General features: G+C 58.7%; 13 protein-coding genes and 1 tRNA gene. 6 read left to right on the top strand and 8 right to left on the bottom strand.

What is annotated here, in order from left to right:
* Positions 1-3: 3 nt before the first annotated feature.
* Complete coding sequence (locus AC13C0_RS18175; protein WP_482954857.1) at positions 4-471, bottom strand: peroxiredoxin; 468 nt, start codon at positions 469-471, stop codon at positions 4-6.
* 74 nt (positions 472-545) lie between these two features.
* On the opposite strand from AC13C0_RS18175, the gene dapA reads away from it, so the two are divergent.
* The 5 genes from dapA (at position 546) to AC13C0_RS18150 (ending at position 5,136) form a co-directional block, all read left to right on the top strand.
* A complete protein-coding gene (dapA, locus tag AC13C0_RS18170; RefSeq protein ID WP_482954856.1) occupies positions 546-1,424 on the top strand; it encodes a 4-hydroxy-tetrahydrodipicolinate synthase in 879 nt (292 codons plus the stop codon).
* A 131-nt stretch (positions 1,425-1,555) separates the two neighbouring features.
* Positions 1,556-2,557 carry an outer membrane protein assembly factor BamC gene (gene bamC, locus AC13C0_RS18165; RefSeq protein ID WP_227539431.1) on the top strand — a complete coding sequence of 334 codons (1,002 nt, stop codon included), beginning with the start codon at positions 1,556-1,558 and terminating at the stop codon, positions 2,555-2,557.
* 46 nt (positions 2,558-2,603) lie between these two features.
* Complete coding sequence (gene purC / locus AC13C0_RS18160) at positions 2,604-3,317, top strand: phosphoribosylaminoimidazolesuccinocarboxamide synthase (RefSeq protein ID WP_117617354.1); 714 nt, start codon at positions 2,604-2,606, stop codon at positions 3,315-3,317.
* A 31-nt stretch (positions 3,318-3,348) separates the two neighbouring features.
* Positions 3,349-4,080, top strand: a complete 732-nt coding sequence (locus AC13C0_RS18155) for a TIGR04219 family outer membrane beta-barrel protein (protein WP_482954855.1) — start codon at positions 3,349-3,351, stop codon at positions 4,078-4,080.
* Between the two features lie 48 nt (positions 4,081-4,128).
* A complete protein-coding gene (locus AC13C0_RS18150; protein WP_117617352.1) occupies positions 4,129-5,136 on the top strand; it encodes an NAD-dependent epimerase in 1,008 nt (335 codons plus the stop codon).
* Between the two features lie 42 nt (positions 5,137-5,178).
* Here AC13C0_RS18150 and AC13C0_RS18145 read toward each other — a convergent pair whose 3' ends face one another.
* From AC13C0_RS18145 to AC13C0_RS18120, 6 genes are all read right to left on the bottom strand, one after another.
* Entirely contained in the window at positions 5,179-13,686 is an 8,508-nt protein-coding gene (locus AC13C0_RS18145; RefSeq protein ID WP_482954854.1) for a GH36-type glycosyl hydrolase domain-containing protein, read from the bottom strand.
* Positions 13,686-14,651, bottom strand: coding sequence for a universal stress protein (locus AC13C0_RS18140; protein ID WP_482954853.1), 966 nt, complete (start codon positions 14,649-14,651; stop codon positions 13,686-13,688). The genes AC13C0_RS18145 and AC13C0_RS18140 overlap by 1 nt, the downstream gene beginning before the upstream one ends.
* 330 nt (positions 14,652-14,981) lie before the next feature.
* A tRNA-Val gene (locus AC13C0_RS18135) sits at positions 14,982-15,058 on the bottom strand.
* Positions 15,059-15,113: 55 nt separating this feature from the next.
* The gene (locus tag AC13C0_RS18130) at positions 15,114-16,064 is read right to left on the bottom strand and encodes a DMT family transporter (RefSeq protein WP_117617349.1); all 951 of its coding nucleotides are present in this window, start codon (positions 16,062-16,064) and stop codon (positions 15,114-15,116) included.
* A 153-nt stretch (positions 16,065-16,217) separates the two neighbouring features.
* Positions 16,218-17,306 carry a hypothetical protein gene (locus AC13C0_RS18125; protein ID WP_482954852.1) on the bottom strand — a complete coding sequence of 363 codons (1,089 nt, stop codon included), beginning with the start codon at positions 17,304-17,306 and terminating at the stop codon, positions 16,218-16,220.
* A 103-nt stretch (positions 17,307-17,409) separates the two neighbouring features.
* A complete protein-coding gene (locus AC13C0_RS18120; RefSeq protein WP_339750322.1) occupies positions 17,410-18,483 on the bottom strand; it encodes a hypothetical protein in 1,074 nt (357 codons plus the stop codon).
* A gap of 290 nt (positions 18,484-18,773) precedes the next feature.
* Between AC13C0_RS18120 and AC13C0_RS18115 the strand changes: the two genes are divergently transcribed.
* A complete protein-coding gene (locus tag AC13C0_RS18115) occupies positions 18,774-19,010 on the top strand; it encodes a hypothetical protein (RefSeq protein ID WP_303286420.1) in 237 nt (78 codons plus the stop codon).
* A gap of 15 nt (positions 19,011-19,025) precedes the next feature.
* On the opposite strand, the gene galU is transcribed toward AC13C0_RS18115, so the two are convergent.
* Entirely contained in the window at positions 19,026-19,862 is an 837-nt protein-coding gene (galU, locus tag AC13C0_RS18110) for a UTP--glucose-1-phosphate uridylyltransferase GalU (RefSeq protein ID WP_117617345.1), read from the bottom strand.
* Positions 19,863-20,309: the final 447 nt, after the last annotated feature.

Here is a 20,309-nt window from a genome sequence, read left to right as displayed (position 1 = left end):
CGTTCAAAGCCCCTTCACAGCCTCCAGCACTTCATCCGCGTGGCCCTTTACCTTGACGCCACGCCATTGGGCTCTCAGCACACCCTCCTGATCGATCAGGAAGGTGCTGCGGTCGATCCCCATGTATTCCTTGCCATACAGCTTTTTGAGTTTGATGACATCAAAGAGCTTGCACAATGCTTCGTCCTTGTCGGAAATCAGGTGGAAAGGAAACTCGTGTTTTGCCCTGAAATTCTCGTGTGCTTTCAGCCCATCCCGCGACACCCCCAGGATCTCGGTGTCCAGTTCCTCAAACTGTTTCATCCGGTCCCGGAAGTCCTGGCCTTCAGTGGTACAGCCGGGCGTGTTGTCCTTCGGATAAAAATAAATAACGACATTCCGCCCTTTGAGATCGTCCAGGCGAATGGTCTGGTCGCCCGTGGCCGCTGCTTCAAAATCCGGAACAGGTTTGTTTAACTCGACGGATGGCATGACATCTCCTTTAATTCCCTTGTGTCAGTTCGTGCCCAACATTACCATATCGGTTTTATTCGGACGGAGCTTTTATGATTACGGGTAGCCTTGTCGCACTGGTCACGCCCATGCATCCAGACGGTGAAATTCACTGGGAGGATCTGGACAAGCTGGTAGACTTTCATATTGAAAACGGCACGCACGGTATTGTAGCTGTCGGTACCACCGGTGAGTCCGCAACGCTTGACCCGGAAGAGCATTGCCGGGTTATCGGCCACATCATCAAACGTGTGAACGGCCGGATTCCGGTTATCGCGGGTACCGGTGGTAACAGCACCCGTGAAGCCATTGAGCTGACCACCGAAGCCCATAAGCTGGGTGCTGATGCCTGCCTGCTGGTGGTGCCATACTACAACAAGCCGACCCAGGAAGGCCTGTACCGGCACTTCAAGGCGATTGCCGAAGCCGTCCCGGGCATGAGCCAGATGCTCTACAACGTGCCGGGCCGGACCGCCTGTGACATGCTGAATGAGACCGTACTGCGGCTGGCGGATATCCCGAATATTGTCGGCATCAAAGATGCCACCGGTAACATCCCTCGCGGTGCCGAACTGATCGAAGCTCTGGACGGGCGTCTTGCGGTCTACTCCGGCGACGACGCCACAGCAGCGGAACTGATGCTTGCCGGCGCCAAAGGCAACGTCTCCGTTACCGCTAACGTTGCTCCGAAGGGTATGTCGCAGCTGTGCGAGGCGGCGATTACCGGCAATCGTGAGGAAACAGAGCGGCTCAACGAGTTGCTGATGCCGCTCAACCGGAAGCTGTTCCTGGAGGCCAACCCGATTCCCGTAAAATGGGCACTGCATCGAATGGAAATGATCGGGGAAGGCATTCGCCTGCCGCTGACACCGCTCAGTGAAAAGTTCCACAGCGAAGTGGAAGATGCTCTCAAGGCCTCAGGTGTACTCTGAGTTTGCTGAAATCGTCCACGACCTGGAGTAACCTGATGCAGGTTCTACAAGGAACCGGTAATACCTTCATGCTTAAACCCGTTGTTGTATTGTCCGGACTGTTGCTTGTAGCAACAGTTTCCGGATGCAGTATGGTTAAAGACCGATCCGAGCGTTATGTAAACGCGAAGGAAGGGCAACCGTTGGAACTCCCGGAAACGGCCGATGGTTCCCGCTTCAGCCAGACCATGCCAATCCGTGACGTCAGATCGGCCGACGCCAGCAAAATGTATCCATCCGCCATTCCCCGGCCACCGGATATGACCTCCGATATCCTCGATGAGAATTATGTTATCGAAGAGCTTGATGGCAGGGCCTGGCTGCTGGTGAACGATGTGCCCGGAAGGATCTGGCCGGCGGTGAACACCTATCTGGCAGAACGCGGTCTTGGCGTTGGCTTCGACAGTCCGCAACTGGGGATTCTGCAGAGTGAACTGGCCAACTTCAGCAAGCGTGCCCGTGAGTTGGTGGAATTGTCTGACGATCCCTCGGCCGGTGAGCAGAAAGTGGTCCTTCAGGTCCGCATAACACCCGGCGTTCGGCGCAAAACCACGGAAGTTCAGGTGCGCAAGCTGGAAGTTGCCGATCAGCCGGACGAGCTGATTCCCTGGACCGGCGTATCCGCCCCCCCGGAGCAGGTTCTGGCCTTGCAGAAACGCCTGCTGGCGGACATGGGTGAATTTCTCAGGGCCCGGGAAGAGAGCAAATCCTTTTCCCGTGCCGCAGCAGGAATGGTGAGGGATCCTGTTGTCCGCCTGATCTCGGAGAATGATGAGGCCGTTGCTATCCGCGTCGAGCTGGACTACGGTCGCTCCTGGGCGGAAGTCAGCCGCGCGCTTACGGATTCCGGTATCCCCATTGTAGACCTGAATCGCAGCGAAGGGTGGTTCCAGGTTGATTTCCGTACCGAAGACGAGCGCAGTCCGGGCTGGTTCAGCTGGTTCCGTGATAAGGAAGCACCCCGTCATAGCCACACGGTGAACCTGAGCCAGCGTGATGATGCAATTGTCATCTCCGCCGAGCGCCTGCCGGATTACACTGGTAGCCGGTCAGCGTCGGATTTGCTCACGCAACTGTTCGATTACCTATACTGATTCAGAAAACGGCCGCCTGATGCGGCCGCTTTCCGGAGAACCTCTGATGGAAAAACGCGAAGAACTCTATGCCGGCAAGGCAAAATCCGTCTATCGGACGGACGATCCCGAACGCTTTGTGCTGGTATTCCGTGACGACACTTCCGCCTTTGACGGCGAGAAAAAGGAACAGCTGAACCGAAAGGGCATGGTGAACAACAGGTTCAATGCGTTCATCATGGAAAAACTGGAAGCAGCGGGTGTGCCTACCCATTTCGAAGGGTTGCTGTCTTCCACCGAATCCCTGGTAAAAAAACTGGACATGATTCCGGTTGAGTGTGTGGTTCGCAACATTTCCGCCGGAAGTCTTTGCCGGCGCCTGGGTGTGGAAGAGGGCCGGGAGCTGAATCCGCCCACCTACGAGCTGTTTCTCAAGAACGATGCGCTCCACGACCCGATGGTCAACGAGTCTCTGGCGGTCAGCTTTGGCTGGGCAACCGCCGATGAGCTGGCCCGGATGAAAGAACTTACCCAAAGGGTTAACGATGTTCTGAAGTCTCTGTTCGAGCAGGGCGGCATGTTACTGGTTGACTACAAGCTCGAGTTTGGACGCAGCAACGGGCAAATTGTTCTGGGTGATGAGTTCAGCCCTGACGGCTGCCGCATCTGGGACAGGGAAACCCGCAAGAAAATGGACAAGGATCGCTTCCGCCAGGGCCTAGGTGACGTTATAGAAACTTATGAGGAAGTCGGACACCGTCTGGGAATCCAGTTCGACTGATTGAAACCGAAATCAATTTTAAGGATGTGTCATGCGTAAACTGATGCTTGCTGTGGGCGGTTCGCTGGTCCTGGTGGCCCCTCTGTCCCAGGCGGACGTGGTTGGTCTGGGGGCCAGTGTAAGTTACTGGGATTCGGATCTGTCTGGTAAGGCTGCGACGAACAACGACGTGGTCGATGTCGAAAACGACCTGAACCTGGACGGCGATTCCACTGCCAACGCCTCGCTGTACCTGGAGCATCCGGTTCCGGTATTGCCGAATATCCGGTTAAACTACACACAGGTTAAACAGAGTGGTCGAGGCGATGTAGGCCTCGCTGGCTTCGATGGCGTTACTGGTGAGGTTCAGTCCGACCTGGATCTGGAACAGCTGGATCTGACCCTGTATTACGAAGTGCTGGATAACTGGGTCAACCTGGATCTTGGCCTCACCGCGAGGGATCTTTCCGGTGAGCTTGTCGTTCGGGACGTTGACGGCAACTTTAATCCCAGCGAAACCAAAGTTGATGCCGTTATCCCCATGGGCTATCTCGCTGCCCGCTTCGATCTGCCGTTCACCGGCGTATCGGTGGGCGCGGAAGGCAACTTCATCAGCTATAACGGCGATTCGCTCCTTGATTTCAACGCCTACGGCCAGTATGAAATGGCAGTTCTGCGGTTCCGGGCCGGCTATCGCCAGATGTCCATCGATTACGAAGATGGCAACGACCGGCTGGATGTGGAAATTGGCGGGCCGTTTGTGAGTGCGGGCGTTTCATTCTGACACCGCCGTTTGGTTCAAAGGCCGGCATTTCGTTCAAAGGAGAGACACTTGAAGATTCTCGTAACCGGTACTGCGGGCTTTATTGGATCACACCTGGCTCACCGGCTGCTGGACAGGGGTGATGAGGTCATTGGCGTTGATAACGTCAATGATTATTACGATGTGAACCTGAAGGAAGCTCGCCTGGAACGGCTGACCAGCAAAGCGGGCTTTACCGAAGTCCGCGAGGATGTGTCTGACCGGGCCACCATGGAAGCGCTCTTCGCCAGGCAAAAGCCGGAACGGGTAGTGCATCTGGCGGCGCAGGCCGGGGTACGTTACTCCATCGAGAATCCGAACGCCTATGTGGACGCCAATCTGGTTGGCTTCATGAACATCCTCGAGGGTTGCCGTCACAACGGTGTGAAACACCTGGTGTACGCCTCCAGCAGCTCCGTATACGGTGCCAACGAGACCATGCCCTTCTCGGTGCATGACAATGTGGACCACCCCCTGAGTCTCTACGCAGCCTCCAAGAAGGCCAACGAGCTCATGGCACACACCTACAGCCATCTGTACAACCTGCCGACCACCGGCCTTCGGTTCTTCACGGTCTACGGCCCCTGGGGCCGGCCGGATATGGCACTGTTCATCTTTACCAGGAAGATTCTGGCCGGTGAACCCATCGATGTCTTCAATCACGGCCACCACCGCCGGGATTTCACCTACATTGATGACATCGTGGAGGGCGTGATCCGCACCCTGGACCACGTAGCCGGGCCAAATCAGGGCTGGAGTGGCGAAACCCCTGATCCGGGCACGAGCAAAGCACCTTATCGCCTGTACAACATTGGCAGTAACAATCCGGTGGAGCTGTCTCGCTTTATCGAAATTATTGAACAGCGGATCGGGAAAAAAGCCGAGAAAAAGCTGTTGCCCCTTCAGCCCGGCGACGTGCCAGCCACCTACGCCAATGTTGATGACCTGATCGCAGATGTGGGCTACAAGCCATCGACCACGGTTGAAGAAGGTATTGCCAACTTTGTGGACTGGTATCGGGATTTTTACCGAGTCTGACTGTGCAGGTGATTGAAATATAAGTCTGGTTCCCACCACGCGTCATACATCAATCACGACTGCATGCTCGGCCCCATCATCCTGAAGTGCGATGCAGCTGGGTCCGTCGATGTCGGACGTTGATTCGGTGCGGCGTTGTACCGTGATGTGGTAGACGCTCTTGCCGAAGCGGTAGTCCAGGGTGTATCCCGGCCAGTGTGGCGGCAGGCATGGCGACACCCGCAGGTTATTGCCCACGCGCCGGATTCCGAGAATACCTTCGAGAATAAAACGGTAGAGCCAGCCGGCGGAGCCGGTGTACCAGGTCCAGCCACCGCGCCCGACATGGGGAGGCTCGCCGTAGATGTCGGCGGCCAGCACGTAGGGTTCCACCTGATAGTGCGCGATCCGCTCCGCGGAATCCCCGTGTCTGACCGGGTTCAGGCAGTCCAGCACAGCGCTGGCGCGCTCGGCATCGCCCAGGGCCGCGAATGCCAGCCCGACCCAACAGGCCGCATGGGTATATTGACCGCCATTTTCACGCACACCCGGTGGATAGGCGGCGATATAGCCGGGGTCAGGCTGGCCCTGACCCCGGCCGGTGAACGGTGGCGTAAACAGAAGCACCTGGCCCGGATCCGTCCTGACCAGTCGCTCCCAGACTGCTGTCATGGCGCTTCGGGTACGGTCGGGTTCGGCAACGCCGGATAAAACCGCCCAGGACTGGGGAATGGAATCAATCTCGCATGCCTTCTGCCCCGCGGAACCCATCGGAGTCTGGTCGTCGTAGTAAGCCCGCCGATACCAGTCTCCGTCCCAGGCCTGCTGATGAAGGGCGTCGGCCAGACCGGCTGCCCGGGCGCTGAGATTGTCCGCCGTGGCCTGGTCGCCCCGTCCAGTACAGACCTGCGCGAAGCGCTGAAGGGCCTGAATCAGGAACCAGCCCATCCAGACACTTTCGCCGCGCCCACCCAGGCCGACACGATTCATGCCGTCATTCCAGTCCCCGCCGCCAATCAGGGGCAGCCCATGGGGGCCCAGGCGGTTAGCACGCTCCAGTACCCGCAAGCAGTGGTCGTACAACGAACTGGTGGCCGTTGAAGATTCAAACTGCGCATACCGTTCCGCCTCGTTGTCGGCCAGCGGATCCCCCACAAGCCAGGGCACGGGTTCGTCCAGTAGCCCGGTGTCACCGGTGGTCTCCAGGTATTCGCTGACCACCAGGGGCAGCCAGACCAGGTCATCGGAAATCCGTGTGCGGACTCCCCGGGCGTGAGGTGGATGCCACCAATGCAGAACATCGCCTTCGGGGAATTGGCGGGCGGCGGCGGCAAGAATCTGGGCACGGCAGACATCCGGCCGGGCATGCAGCATGGCCATGGAGTCCTGCAGTTGATCGCGGAAACCGAACGCGCCGCTGGACTGGTAGAGGCCACTGCGACCGTGGATACGGCAGGCCAGGGTCTGGTAGAGCAGCCAACGATTGAAAATGAAAGCAACACCGTCGTCCGGGCAGGATAATGTCTGCGCGCCCAGTGCCTGCTCCCAGTATTGGTTGGTGGCTTCCCATGCGTTGGCGACGGCGTCAGGCTGCTGGTACTGGTTGAGCAGCGCCAGGGCGGCATCGAAACTGTTTTCGGCGCCAAGGAAGAAGGTCACAGTCTGCTCGCCGGATGCCAGCAGATCCACATGCACCTGAAGCGCGGCACAGGGGTCGCGTCCCGGTTCAACGCGGTTGGTCAAACCCACCCGCTTTAAAGCGGCCGGCTTCTCAAGACCGCGCTGGCGATCCAGGAATTCGCTGCGGTCGGTGGTGTAGCCGTGGACGGGAGTGTCGGTGGCGAGAAAGGCGATTTGCTCGGGCCAGTCGGGGTTATAGGGGTTGGCTGCGATCAGCGCGCGCTGCTCGGCAAGGAAAGCCGGCTGGATATACTGACTGGTATCTTCCCGGCGGGTGCCCAGAACCCATTCAGCGTAGTAAGTCAGCGTCAGGCGCCGCTGCCGGTCCGAGCGGTTGCGAAGGGTTACCTGGACGATCTTGAGTGAGTCGTCGGGCGGTACAAAGACGGTCATCCGACTCTCGATGTCATGGCGGATATGTTCAAAGCGGGTGTAACCGGCGCCATGGCTGACTCGGTAAGTGGACTCATGGGGCACCGGGTTGGAGGTCGGTGCCCACAAGGCGCCGGTCTCCTCATCCCGCAGGTAGAGGCATTCCCCCGGCTCATCCAGAGTAGGGTCGTTGCGCCAGGGCGTCAGACGGTTTTCGCCGCTGTTCTGGTACCAGCTGAAGCCGCCGCCGGATTCCGATAGGATCGAGCCGAAGGTCGGGTTGGCAAGCACGTTGATCCAGGGTGCTGGTGTCGGCGAGCGATGACTGACCGTGATTACGTATTCCCGGCCATCGGGCGTGAAGCCGCCATGGCCGTTATCGAAACGCAGAGGTGGCAGGGGCGGGAGTGACGGCGAGCTGATCGGTGGCAGGGCATTGAGCGGTCGTACCCGTAATCTTGGCAGAGGAGACTCACCGTGCTCCAGCGTACCGAGCGCTTGGGATAGCGACGCGGTCGTGGCATCCAGCACCACGTTTGCGGCGGTTTGTAACAGAACCACTTCTTCCTTGCCCAGCGCATCGGCAGTGAGTGGGTAAACGCCGCCACGGCTGCCGACAAAGGGCTCGGCATTGTGCTGGGCCAGCAACCGCCGGACGGTATCTTGCGTGGTGCCCTCGTAACCAGTGTCCCCGGTGTTCAGCAGGATCAGGTCAACCTTGAAGTTGCGTTTGCGCCAGAACGAGTGGATTTTCAGCAGCAGGTGGGCGGTTTCGAGATCCGCCTCACGACCGATGCGCACCAGCACAATGGGGAAATCGCCGGAGATGCCCACACCCCAAAGGTTGGCCTGCTGAAGTCGATTTGCCGCCAGTATCGGTACCGGCGCCCGAAGTTTCGGTTGGTTATACAGCAGCGCGGACGTTACGGCGGTCAGGGCACGGAATTCGTCGCTGCTGAGCTTGCTGCGCCAGAGCTCCCGGCTGGCCTGGGCCTGGCCCTCATCGAAGGTTCGCTGAACGCGCGGCCAGTAAGCAAATCGTGTGGCGGTAGCCAGCACATCGTCGCGGCTGTCTCCGACGATGCGCAGAAAGGCGAGCTGGATGGACGTTCCGGGTTCGATGTGGATGGTTTTCTGCAAGACGGCAACCGGATCGAGGGTGTATCCCAGCGAGCCGGAAAGAACCTCGCCTGTTTCCAGTGCCCGCGGATGAGCGATGGAACCGCCGCGACCGAGGAAGGCAGCCCGGTCCGTTTCCATGGCATCGGGTGTCAGAACACCAGACAGGCCCATGATGACCTCACCCACCACCGGTGCCTGGTCGTCCGGGTCCCTGGTGCGACGCTCAAACAGCAGCAGTGAACGGGCAGACACGTACTCTGAATGAACGAAAAGGTTGCCGAAGGCCGGATGCTGGCTATCGGCACGGGGGTCGGCCAACACAATTTCGGCGTAACTGGTGAATCTCAGGTGTCGCGACTGATCGCCGTGATTGGTGATCGTGACGCGTCGTAATTCAACGTCGTGCCAGGGTGACACCGTTATTTCGAGCGTTTGTATCAGGCTTTGGTCGTGGCGCTGGTACTCGGCGCAATGACTATGGAAACGCACATGCTCCCGGAGGCCCTGGCCTTTCGCCGGCGCTCGTGGAATAGACCAGATATCGCGGCTGCCGAGATCCTGAACATAGAGCCAGTTTCCCCATCGCTCAAGGGTGCTGTCCGGCCGCCAGCGGGTTATGGCGTCCGACTTCCAGTTGGTGCCACCGCCACCCCAGCTCGACGCCAGGACGTTCAGCCGGCCATTAGACAGCAGATGAACCCGTGGTGTCGGGCTGTCCAGGGGAATTTCCCAGGGCGTGATGGAAGGGGCTTCCTGAGTGCCTCTGACGCTGTCTTCTTCCTCGCTGTGGGTCGGGTATTCGATGTCTGCATCCAGATCGATCCGCTCCTGCAGAAAGAGTTCACAGGCCTCCACCCGCGGGTCCCGCGAAAATCGCGATATCGCGTGTTGCGGGCTCAGGGAAATACCCAGACTGATCAGCGACATGCCATGATGGTGGGCCATGTAGCTGCGCACGATGCTGTATGAGCTGCCCACATCCATCCGGCGTTCGGTGTAATCCAGCGCTTCGAAGAAGCCATAACGCCCCAGCATGCCCAGTTTCTCCAGGTGCCGGAGATTGTCGAAGGCGGCTTTTGGTCGCCAGAACAGGGCCAGAAAGGTTGCGTAGGGCGCGATGACCCAATCCTCGATTCCCTTGTTGCTTCGAAGCGACAGTTCCGGCACACCGAAAGCGTGGTAGGCGTAGTTCTGGGCACCGTCCAGCAGGTAGTAGCCCGATTCGGAGATGCCCCAGGGCAGGCCCCGGCTTGTGGCGTAGCGGATCTGGTGGTCAATGGCACCCCGGGCACTCAGACCGAGCAGTGTTGTTGCCGGCTCTCGCATCAGCAACTGGGGCATCAGGTACTCAAACATCGTACCGCTCCAGGACAGCAACAATGGCTGCCCTTGTTCACGGGTCAGCGGGCGCCCAAGGTGGACCCAGTGGTGGGCGGAAACATCGCCTTTGGCGATGGCCAGAAAACTGGCCAGACGGGCTTCCGAGGCAAGAAGATCGTAGGCGTTGTCGTCCAGTTTGCCCAGGTCCACGTTGTAGCCAATGCGGAACACTTTTTTTTCCCGGTCGTAGAGGAAGGCCATATCGGTATTATCGAACCAGCCCTCACAGGTATCGGCCAGCTGCTGGGCCGTCACAAGCAGGGAACTGGCGGCCTCGGCTGCTTGATTGATGTTGCCTGCAAGAGGTTGTAGCCAACGTTGCAGACTGGTGGTCAATGCTCCGTCCCGGCTGGGGGCCGTGAGCTGCTCAATCAAAGGCTGAAGCCGTGACTCCAGCGTGGTCAGCTCGTGGAAGGTCGGGGGTTGCAGGAGTGACTGCTCCAGTGACAGCCAGGCCCCATATTGCTCGGGCGTCAGTTCACCCTTGTCGATGGTTGGCCAGGTGTCCGGTGCCGACCACCAGGGCAGAAACTGATCACGGCTCTGAAACATGCGTTCGAGGTGATGGTGTGACCGCTCCAGCCAAAGCCCCATGTCGGCCAAAACCTCCGGTGGCAGCGATGGGGTTTCGAGCAAAACTTCCTGCACCGCCGGGTCCAGGCCCTTGACCAGACGGTTTGCCAGTGTCTCAATCAAACCGGGCCATTGCCGGGGCGCGAGGCGGACATCCATTACCCGTTTGCGAATATCCGCCAGCGCCCTGGCAAGGTGTCGCCTTGGGGCTGTTCCCGGGTGGTCCCGGAGCGAGTCCTCAAGCACGCCGATCGCATCGAGCAGCCCCTCAAACTGGTTAAAGCGCCAGACAGGATCGTCCTCAAGTCCCGTCAGCCCCTGCTTCAGCGCCAGCAAAGAACCGAGGAGGTTGCCGCTATCCACGGTCGACACATACGCTGGCGGCAGGGTTGTGAGGTGATGGGTGTCGCACCAGTTATGGATATGGCCCCGGAAGCTTGGCAAGTTTTCCATGGAACGCAGCGTGTTGCGTGAGCGGATGACCAGTTCTTGCGCATCCACATAACCCATGTCATAGGCGGTCAGGTTGCTGACCAGCAGCAAGCCGATGTTGGTGGGTGAGGTGCGGTGAGCGACCACACCCTTGGGCTCTTCCTGGAAGTGGTCAGGGGGTAGCCAATGATCTTCCGGTCCGACAAACCGTTCAAAAAAATACCACGTGCGGCGCGCCAGTCTTCTCAGGTGCGTTCGGTCTTCGGCACGGATTTTTTCCACTGGTGGCTTTCGGTCCCGGCGAGCCAGGAAGGCTATCTGTGGTGACACCAGCCAGAGCAGCAGAATGGGGATGGCGTAGATCAGCGTCATGGGCGTGCTGGCGGCCAGCAGCGGTGTGATGACCAGCGCGCTGACCGGCCCTGCCCACATGGCACGCCAATATTTCCATTGCGTGGACGTGCCGGTACGCCCGGCCTCCAAAGCTGCCGGTGCCCATTCCAGCAGGCGCCGGTGACTGACGCGGCTGCGGTACAAGGAGCGAATCACGGCATCCAGGGTGAGAGCGGCTTCCTGGGGCAGAAAGGCGACAACGAGCAGCCATCGCTTCAGATCCCCCTTCAGGTTCTGAATCTGTTGCGCTGCCCGCCGCCTGCGGACGGTGGCATGGGCCAGCCCAACAATGCCCGTCAGACTTGGAACCAGCAGGGTGAGCATGGCCAGAGCCGTCCAGTGAAGCGGTGAGCCGGGAAGCGCAAACCAGCCCAGTAGCAGCAGCAACAAAAGCCAGGGCGCCTGAAGACTGCGCAGCAGATTGTGAACCAGCTGCCACCGGTGTAACCCGGACAGTCGGTTGGGTCTGCGCTCTCCGGTTTCCGTGGGAACGGTTGGCCAAAGCCAGGGCACCAGCTGCCAGTCCCCGCGTATCCACCGATGCAGTCGCCGGCCGAAGGACAGGTATTCGGGTGGGTATTCCTCGTACATGACAATGTCGCTGACCAGTGCGGTGCGCCCGTGAATGCCTTCGAAAAGATCGTGGCTGAGTACCGTGCCTTCCGGTACCGCATTGCGCAGGCTGGCCTCGAACGCGGCTACGTGGTAGAGACCCTTGCCTGTGAAAATGCCTTCGCCAAACAGGTCCTGATAGGCATCCGAAACGGCCAGGGTGTAAAGGTCCAGGCCCCGGTCACCGGAAAAGATTCGGGTGAAAATATTTCGGGTAGCGGTCATGGGATTGATTTCAATACGGGGCTGCAGAATGCTGTAACCGGAGCGGATTACGCCGGTTTCTTCATCCCATACCGGCTGGTTCAGTGGATGGGCGATGGTGCCAACCAGGCGCCGCGCCCCGTCTACAGGCAGCAAGGTATCGGCGTCCAGGGTAATGACGTAACGCGCCTGTCGCAGCCACTTGACATCACCAGCCATGTCGGTGAAAGAGCCGCGCTCACCGGTCAGTATGTAGTGATTAAACTCCTTGAGCTTGCCGCGCTTACGCTCCCACTCCATCCAGATGGCGTCTTGCGGGTTGAGGCTTCGGGACCGGTGCATCCAGAAAAACGGGGCGTGGCCATCATCGTTGTAATGTTCGTTCAACGACGCGATGCCTGCTCGCAACCGGGCCAGCAGCCCCTTGTCCCGCGGTGTGGTTTCTTCGGCGGCGTCGAACAGGCCGGTGAGCAAGCCAAAACGCAGCTGGTTGTCGGGATTGGCAAGATAATGACGCTCAAGCTGGTCAATGGCGCCCTGAATGTCCTCTCTCCCGCCGATGAGCAGGGCCATGCATACGACCGCCTTGTGATCAGCATCAATGCCGTCGGTGAAGTCGAGCTTGGGCAGAACCCTTGCTGGCACGGTCAGAGTGGCTAGCCAGTTCACCAGAATCGATGCCAGCACCAACGCGGGTACCGCCACCACCAGGGTGACCGGTAGCGCCTGCCAAAGACCGCCCTGGATGAACGCGTAGGCAGTGGGGATGGCAAACAGTATAAGCGCTGTCAGTGACAAGCAGCCGAAATAGAGCGGTTGGCGATGACGAGCCAGCCAGCGCTTTAATTGGCCTACCCGGTCCGGACGGACATCGATCTGCCGCTCCAGTATCCGGTACCCTTCACCGAGCAGGAAGTAGCCGATGTGACCGGATGCGGGCGTGGATGCCCGGGCTACCTCGCGGGCGTCCCGGGCGAGGCTCAGCACGCATCGTGCAACTGCAAGTTCATCTGTTTTGCTGCGTCGGGCCAGCTGTTCAATCCGGGTACGGTAGCGGTTCCGGGTGCTGAAATCCATGCGCCCGTAGGCCCCTGCCGGGTCCTGCCTGAGCAAGGCCTCGACCTGGGACGTGCGTTCGAAAAATCCTTGCCAGTTGGTGCGCTCAAGCCGATGCAGGGTGAGGATGCCATCGGCCACCACGTCACGGCTTTCAACATCGACCATGCCCCGGTGTGAGTCACGGGAGGCCAGGTCAATTGATCGCTGCTGAACCGTCTCCATGACCAGCATCAGGGCCTGGTAACGCAGAAGCAGCGGCAGCGCCCAGAGTTCGGCTGTGTTCAGGGGTGCGGTATCTTTTTGTTCCAGTACCATCGCCTCGAGGACGTTATCGTCAAACCGTTGCTCCGAGCGCTCCAGTGCCACGCGTGCCATTTCCTGAACGCGGGTCGGGCCTGCCAATGGCCCGGACACAAGTATGGGCAGATGGGCAACAAAGTCGGCCGACAGGTCCCGCCGTAACATGCGCAGAACCCGGCGTATCAGGTATTCGTTGTCGATATACCAGTCGATCCAGGGCGCGGCGGCGGAGAGATCGCTTCTCAGGGTATAGAGTTCCAGATGGATTCGGTCCAGCTGGTGGGCATAGCGACTCAGTGTCTCGTCCAGTGTCCGGTGAGCCTGGCGTGTGCCCGGCCCGATGGCTGTCCACGGGCTCTGCTGAGCACCTGGCTCATCGCTCAGCGTCTCCCCGGCATCGGCGCTGCCATCCGGCCGCCGGCTTTTTTCGTTGTGTAGGGCCATCAGTGCCCCCAGGCTTCACGCGCGGACTTTTCGGCAAAGGTGAGTTCGATTTCATCGGGTTCGAGATCCTGAAGCACCAGCAAGGGTGTTTCACCATAGACCAGCGCATTGAGGGGCAGGGCGCCCAGTGGCCAATGGCTGACGCAGGTGTTCCCATGGGCGGCCATCACCACCAGGTCGGACTGACCCTTGCGGGTTATTTCCCAGAGAGCCGCTATGGGGGAATCCCGAACGTCAACTCTCGACTGAACGTGAAGCCCCTCATTTTTCAGGCGTTCTGCGATGTGTGACAGGTTATCCTTGATGCGCGCCCTGAATTCGGATTCCAGCGCCCTGACCGTATCGAGCCGTGGGTCGTCCCTGGCAATCTGATAGCGATGGCCAAGCGAGGGTACGAAGGAAACCAGATCAACAGTGCTCTCATTATGGCGAGAGAGCATTTCAACCAGGGGCAGCACGTACTCGGATCGGCTGCTGCCATCGAGCGGGACGGTCATCCGGTTGTAGTGGGACTCCTGCAGGGGGTTACACTGATCGCTCAATGCACGTACCAAAAGAAACGACACGTGGGCCTGAAGGATCGACTTGTGGGCCACACTGCCGAGCATGTAGTGGCTGATGCCACCAAAGCCATGGCTGGTCATTACCAGCAGGGTCTGACCGTCTTCCCTGGCAAAATTGATGATTTGATCGACCGGCTCGCCTTCCAGTGTGGCTGTCTCGATCTCAAGCCCCAGAGCGCCCAGTCTTGAAACCACTGAGTCGAGATACGCGGTGGCTTCTGCCTGCAATGCATCCCAGGCCACGGGGTCGGCAGGGTAGTGATAGTGACTGTCATTTTCCTGCTGCAGGACGCGAATTAACGCGAGTTTTATGTCGAGAGCCTTGGCCAGATTGATGGCATGAGGCAGCGCCCATTCAGCCAGACAGGAGCCGTCCAGCGGCACAACGATGCGTTGAAACATAGCAGTGTCCCTCGCTCAGCCTTCAGAGCACCGGCACAGGGAATAATCAGACGACAAACTTGATGGGAGGTGCTTCCTGCAAAATGCCCGGTCCACTCCTTAGTATTGAAGCATTGGATCCATGGAATGACTCTAACACTTATAGCCGCAGTGCTGGTCCGTTGCAACGGTAATTCACCCATTCTAAATGGGGCCGACGCCGCTTGCTGTACAGGAAAGCATGGGTATCAGAGATCAAGAAAAACAGCAGCTAAGGCTGATACTGCATTAGGTCGGTATTGAGGAGATTTGCATAGAAGAGCTGCAGGATCAACGTAACTTGTTGAAAATTGGTAGGACCACCCAGATTCGAACTGGGGACCTCTACCATGTCAAGGTAGCGCTCTAACCAACTGAGCTATGGTCCTGTGTCCTGCAACGGGGACGCAATATACTGATTCCTCCGATGCTGGTCAACCACTTTTATGTGGTTTTCCGGCTCCGCAGCTTTTCCTTGATGGCTTTGCTCAGCACCGCCCACCGGTTCACGATAAGTGCCGCGAAGATCAGGCCGCATCCACCGAGTTGGATACGGGTCATGGTCTCATCGAACCAGCCTGCAGCGAACAATGCCACCCATACCGGCTCCAGAACAAGAATAACGACACCATGGCTGTTTGCGGACAGGCTCTGGGCGTAGGTCTGGATCAGGAAACGTCCGGCGGTACCTATCACCGCGCTGGCCATAACCCACCAGATCAGCAGAGGGTCCGGCTCGCTCAGGGTGGGCTGCCACTGCTCAAGAATCATGGATTCTACGAGGGTCAGCAGGCCGACTGTGAGCAGTGCCAGGGCGGTCAGGGGCAGGGCGGGCACCCGGTGCTTTTCCACGGTTTCGCCAAGCCGGTTCACCACTGTTCTCCGGTTGGCAGCCCGGGTGTTGAGGGTGAAATACAGGGCGAAGATGGTTGCCGCCATCACGAAGAAGATCTGGCCTGCTTCCGGCCGAAAACCGTTTTTCAGCGAGAGTAGGGCAAGACCGCCAACGGCGATGGGTATTGCCAGCCAGGTGCTTGGTGGCTGCGCTTCCTGAAATACCAGCCGGGCAATGATGGGCACAATAACAACGCCCAGGCTGGTCAGAAACGCGCCTTCACCCAGGCTGGTGCCATGAAACAGACCCATCACCCAGAAGGTCATGGCCGTGCCGAACACCAGGCCCACACCGATACTGCGGCGGATCTGATCCAGACTGAGGGCCATCAGGGAGCGGCGGGCAAAGAAAGCGAGTATCCCGCCGGCAATCAGGAATCTGGCTGCCATAAACATCAGCGGAGGCATCAGCAGAACCGCTTCTTTGGAAAACATCCAGCTGATGGCGGCAAACAGGGTAACAACAACCAGTAACAGATCGGATTTGTGCGCGTCAGACATCGGGTAATCGCTTTGCCGGCAACCGGAGAGTCAGTGGGAAGCGCACCAATGTATAGTTTGCGAACTAAAAAGAAAAGATGGGAAAACTACCGAGACCGAAAAGGCTCGTCCCTGAGCCGCAGTGTTCCTGATTGAACCGCTGTTTCAGTGGCTTTAGTTGTTGAGGGTGCTGTACACAAGGTTGGACATGTCGGTCTGGTCTGAACCCGGAACCTCAATATACCGGTCACCGGACCCCCACCATTGCCACCAGGCCCGTTGATTGTAGGTACGGCTGGCGAAATCCACCCGCAGGCCATTCAGCGTGGTGTTGTTCACCACCGGCACCGAAATGTTCCCGGTCTCGGACCCGAGCACACCGCTGTGGGTGACGCCCTCGTTCATCAACACCGGGTAGTGGTTGTAGTACAGCCCATCAGGACCATTCTGGCTGGTGACTTTACCAGCGAGGCTGAGGCTCGAAGAGCAGGAATCGATCCCTTCCGCCGTGGTGGCACCGCAGGCCGAATGTGTAGGCACCACTCCGTCGTCGGTTCCGGCGATAAATGGCTTGGTGATGCCACCGTAGGAGGAACCACCCGCCACAAAACGCAACCGCGGAATCGAATTCGGGCCCACGGCCAGGTTGCGGGCCGTGTTGGTTTGCAGATCGTTCACCACACCCAGTTTGCCCGGTTCAGGTTCAATGCCGGTGAACGCCTCCACAGCTGCCCGCAGGGGCCAGTTGTACCAGCTGTTGTTATAGGCAAGACTCATGGCGAGGTTCGCCAGTTCGGTACCACCTCCGGCGCCTGAATAGTCCAGGGCTGCCAGGATTTTCAGGGGTTGCAGGCCTTCGGACTGAAGCCAGCGGGCCTGGTTTTCCAGCAGGTAGCGGGTAACCAGATCGCCGGTGGAGTGAGAGACGATGACGCAATAGTCATTACACAGGCCCTGTTGGCTGATCTGTCGCACTTGCTCATAGGCCTGCTGGGCAATGCCACCCTCGATTCGCCCATTGCTGCCCCAGTCTATGCGGGCTTCGGCACGGGACAGCCAGAAGGTTCGCCAGTAGTCCTCGCCGGCATCTTTGACTTCCTGGAGGTTTGCCGGAGGGTTCGCCAGGTCTTCCTGCTGGAAGCCGTGCACCAGGATTACGTTGTGCCCGGCCAGCCGGGCCTGGGCGGTTCCGGCAAACAGGCTGCCGGTGATGGCGACCGCCAGGGCCGCTTTGCAGGCACTTCCGATCTTTGTTGTTGTCATGCTAGCTCCGTCTTTGCTGAGTTGTTGTTGTGAAAAGACGCTTCTCCGCCAATTTCGGCGGTACAACCCGGGGTCAAGCCGGTGCAGGGCCGGGGCCCTGCGATCAGAACTTGTCGGCAAGCTGCCGGAGCAGCGCCGCCCGTTGTTCCGATTCAGGGTTCACCGCCGGCGTATCCGTCAGGTTGTCGAGATCCGGGGGTGTGAATACGTAGCCTTTCCTGGGCCCAAACGCATAGTTGGTCCGGTCGCCGGGTCTGGCGGGCAGCTGGCGTATCTGGATGTGGCGCAGCTGGAACTGACCAGCCTCAGTCTCGTTGGCCAACACGGTGCCGTGGGCTTTGAGGTTGACGGTGTCTGATGTGCCGTCCAGCCGCTGCTCCACCTGCAACTGGGCGACAGGCCGCTGACCCGAATACAACTGGGCGGAGAGCGCATAGAAACCAGGCTCCTCGGGCGAGAACCTAACCGGAATGATCAGGTTGTTGTCACTCACGTAAGGCTCGCCGAGCCCCCCGAAATCGCCGAGATAAGGCTCGATGGTAAGCGGTGATGCGTGACGAACGGGCCGCGCGTCCAGGCGTGCCTCGACGATCAGGCGGTATTCTCCGGGCTCCTCGCTGGCCTCCAGCGTTCCCTCAAAATAGCCCGCCGAGCCGGCTTGCTCCAGGGTGATACTGGCAACAGTCTGCCGGCTGTCCGGCTTTTCAAGAGTTGCTGTGAGCGAGCGGCCAACAACCTGGGCGCCCTGGATGGCGGCGGCGACAAGAATCGTCTCGCCCCGGGTGAACCGGTATTTCTCGAGTGTGACGGTAAATTGCCCATCACCCTCCAGCGGGAGGCTGACCGGCTCGTAGCGATTGCCCTGGTAGGCGGTTGCCTGAGCGTCGCTGAGCGGGACGGACCAGGCAGGGTAGCGAGTAGACTGTTCGTACTGCTCGGCAACACTGGCCAGCATAAAGCCAAGGGCGTTGCCTGAGGGTGGTTTCGGCGCCTGGTCAGTGGAGGGTAAAACGACAGGGGCTGTGGAGGCGGCTTTCTCCACAGGTGCGGAGGGCGCTCCGGTGGCCAGGGTGGTCAACCATCGAAACGCAGGGCGATTCTTGTCAGACAGGATATACCCCATCCCGACCACGCTGGTGGATACCAGTGTCAGAAGCAGTAGCGCCTTTCGGGTCATGCATCAGGTCTCTTTCTTGTTCCAGCGCCCCTAAACATAACGGGCTTTGCGGCGCACACCAAAATTCTGGCCGGTTTATGGAACAGAATCTGCCCGGATTGAGCGGCGGGTCACATTCCCGGGCCGTTGAGTTTCATGCCCGCTGTGCCAGTGCCCGGCGCTGGCAGTGCTATATCCGGTACAGGCAGATTGTGCGCTAAGCGGTTTGTGCGTTACATTTCCGGATTGATTCACTTCGCAGGGCATTTACCGGGGCTGGGGTCCTGGTTTGAATGACGAGGTACATGGCCATGCAGCACTTGCAATTCATTCAGCACTGGGAGCCAGGCAAGCCTGAATACGACGGGCAACTTGAACTGCCTGGAATTGCCCTCGATAAAAGCGATGATCTGCTGTTGTCGCTGGATGAGTTGGAGGAAGAACTTGAGCGGGTGCACCTGACAGCAGAGGAGGTGGAACTGCTTCGCCGGTTCCGCAGGACAACCGCGGAAAACCGGCGAATGATTCTTCAGATCCTGGGCCGCTGATCCGGCCCGGAGCTTTTACTTACCTTTCTTGTAAATGTTCTCGTACACGTAGTTGGTGGCTTCCACAAAGCCGTCGATACTGCCGCAGTCAAAACGGCGGCCCTTGAACTGATAGGCCAGTACACAACCGTTTTTGGCCTGCTCCAGCAGAGCGTCGGTAATCTGTACTTCGCCGTTCTTGCCAGCCGGTGTTTGCTCGATAATGTCGAAAATGTCCGGTGTCAGAATGTACCGGCCGATAATGGCCAGGTTGCTGGGCGCGTCGTCCGGAGCCGGCTTCTCAACCATGTCGGTGATCCGGTAAAGCCCATCCTTCATGGATTCGCCGGCAATCACACCGTATTTGTGGGTTTCGTCCGCAGGTACCTCTTCAATGGCAACGATAGAGCAACGGAACTGGTTGTAAAGCTTCACCATCTGCGCCAGAACACCGTCTTCCCCTTCGGGGCCGATGCAGAAGTCGTCTGCCAGAACCACCGCAAACGGGCTGTCGCCCACCAGATTACGGCCGGTGAGGATCGCGTGGCCCAGGCCCTTCATTTCATTCTGACGGGTAAAGGCGAAGGTGTTGTGATCAATCAGGTCACGGATTGAGGTCAGCAGGTCTTCCTTACCGGAACCGGCAATCTGGTGCTCAAGCTCATAGCTGATATCGAAATGATCTTCAATCGCCCGTTTACCCCGGCCGGTTACAAAGCCGAACTCGTGGATGCCCGCTTCCGCAGCTTCTTCGACGCCGTATTGCACCAGCGGCTTGTTCACCACCGGGAGGATCTCCTTGGGCATGGCCTTGGTTGCCGGAAGAAAGCGGGTGCCGTAGCCGGCAACAGGGAACAGACACTTCTTGATCATAACGCTTGTCCTTATATTCGCTTGGGTCACCGCCTGTTGCCAGTCGGTCGTCCGTGAAAGGGACTCATTAAGTGTGCCAAGTGTAACCAAGTTGTTGGCCTAAATGGAGGCCCCGGTACTGAAATGTAAAGTTTGGTAAAAAAGGGCACCCGGTCACCTTCGGGGTTGTGCATTGATTTGCATAGAAAAAACTTGCAAATACGTCAGTAAGATACTGTATTATTGGAATATTTAGTTTGTAATTTTTGGCAACGGCAACTGGATTTATCGTCCCGGGTACAATACATTCCCCGCATGAAAAGTTATTTAGCCCGAACATTTCATAAACACCCCAAGCAGCAGCCACGAAATTTTCTCGGTTAGCCCATTACGCCCAGATATGAGAATTATTAGTAGTATGCGCGCCAATGTCGCTCTGATGTCATCCAGTCACCGGCCTTAAGTGTT

The organism is Marinobacter sp. B-21, assembly GCF_056857895.1.
Note: the sequence above shows the minus strand (reverse complement) of the source record. Positions and strands in the feature narration are given on the sequence as shown.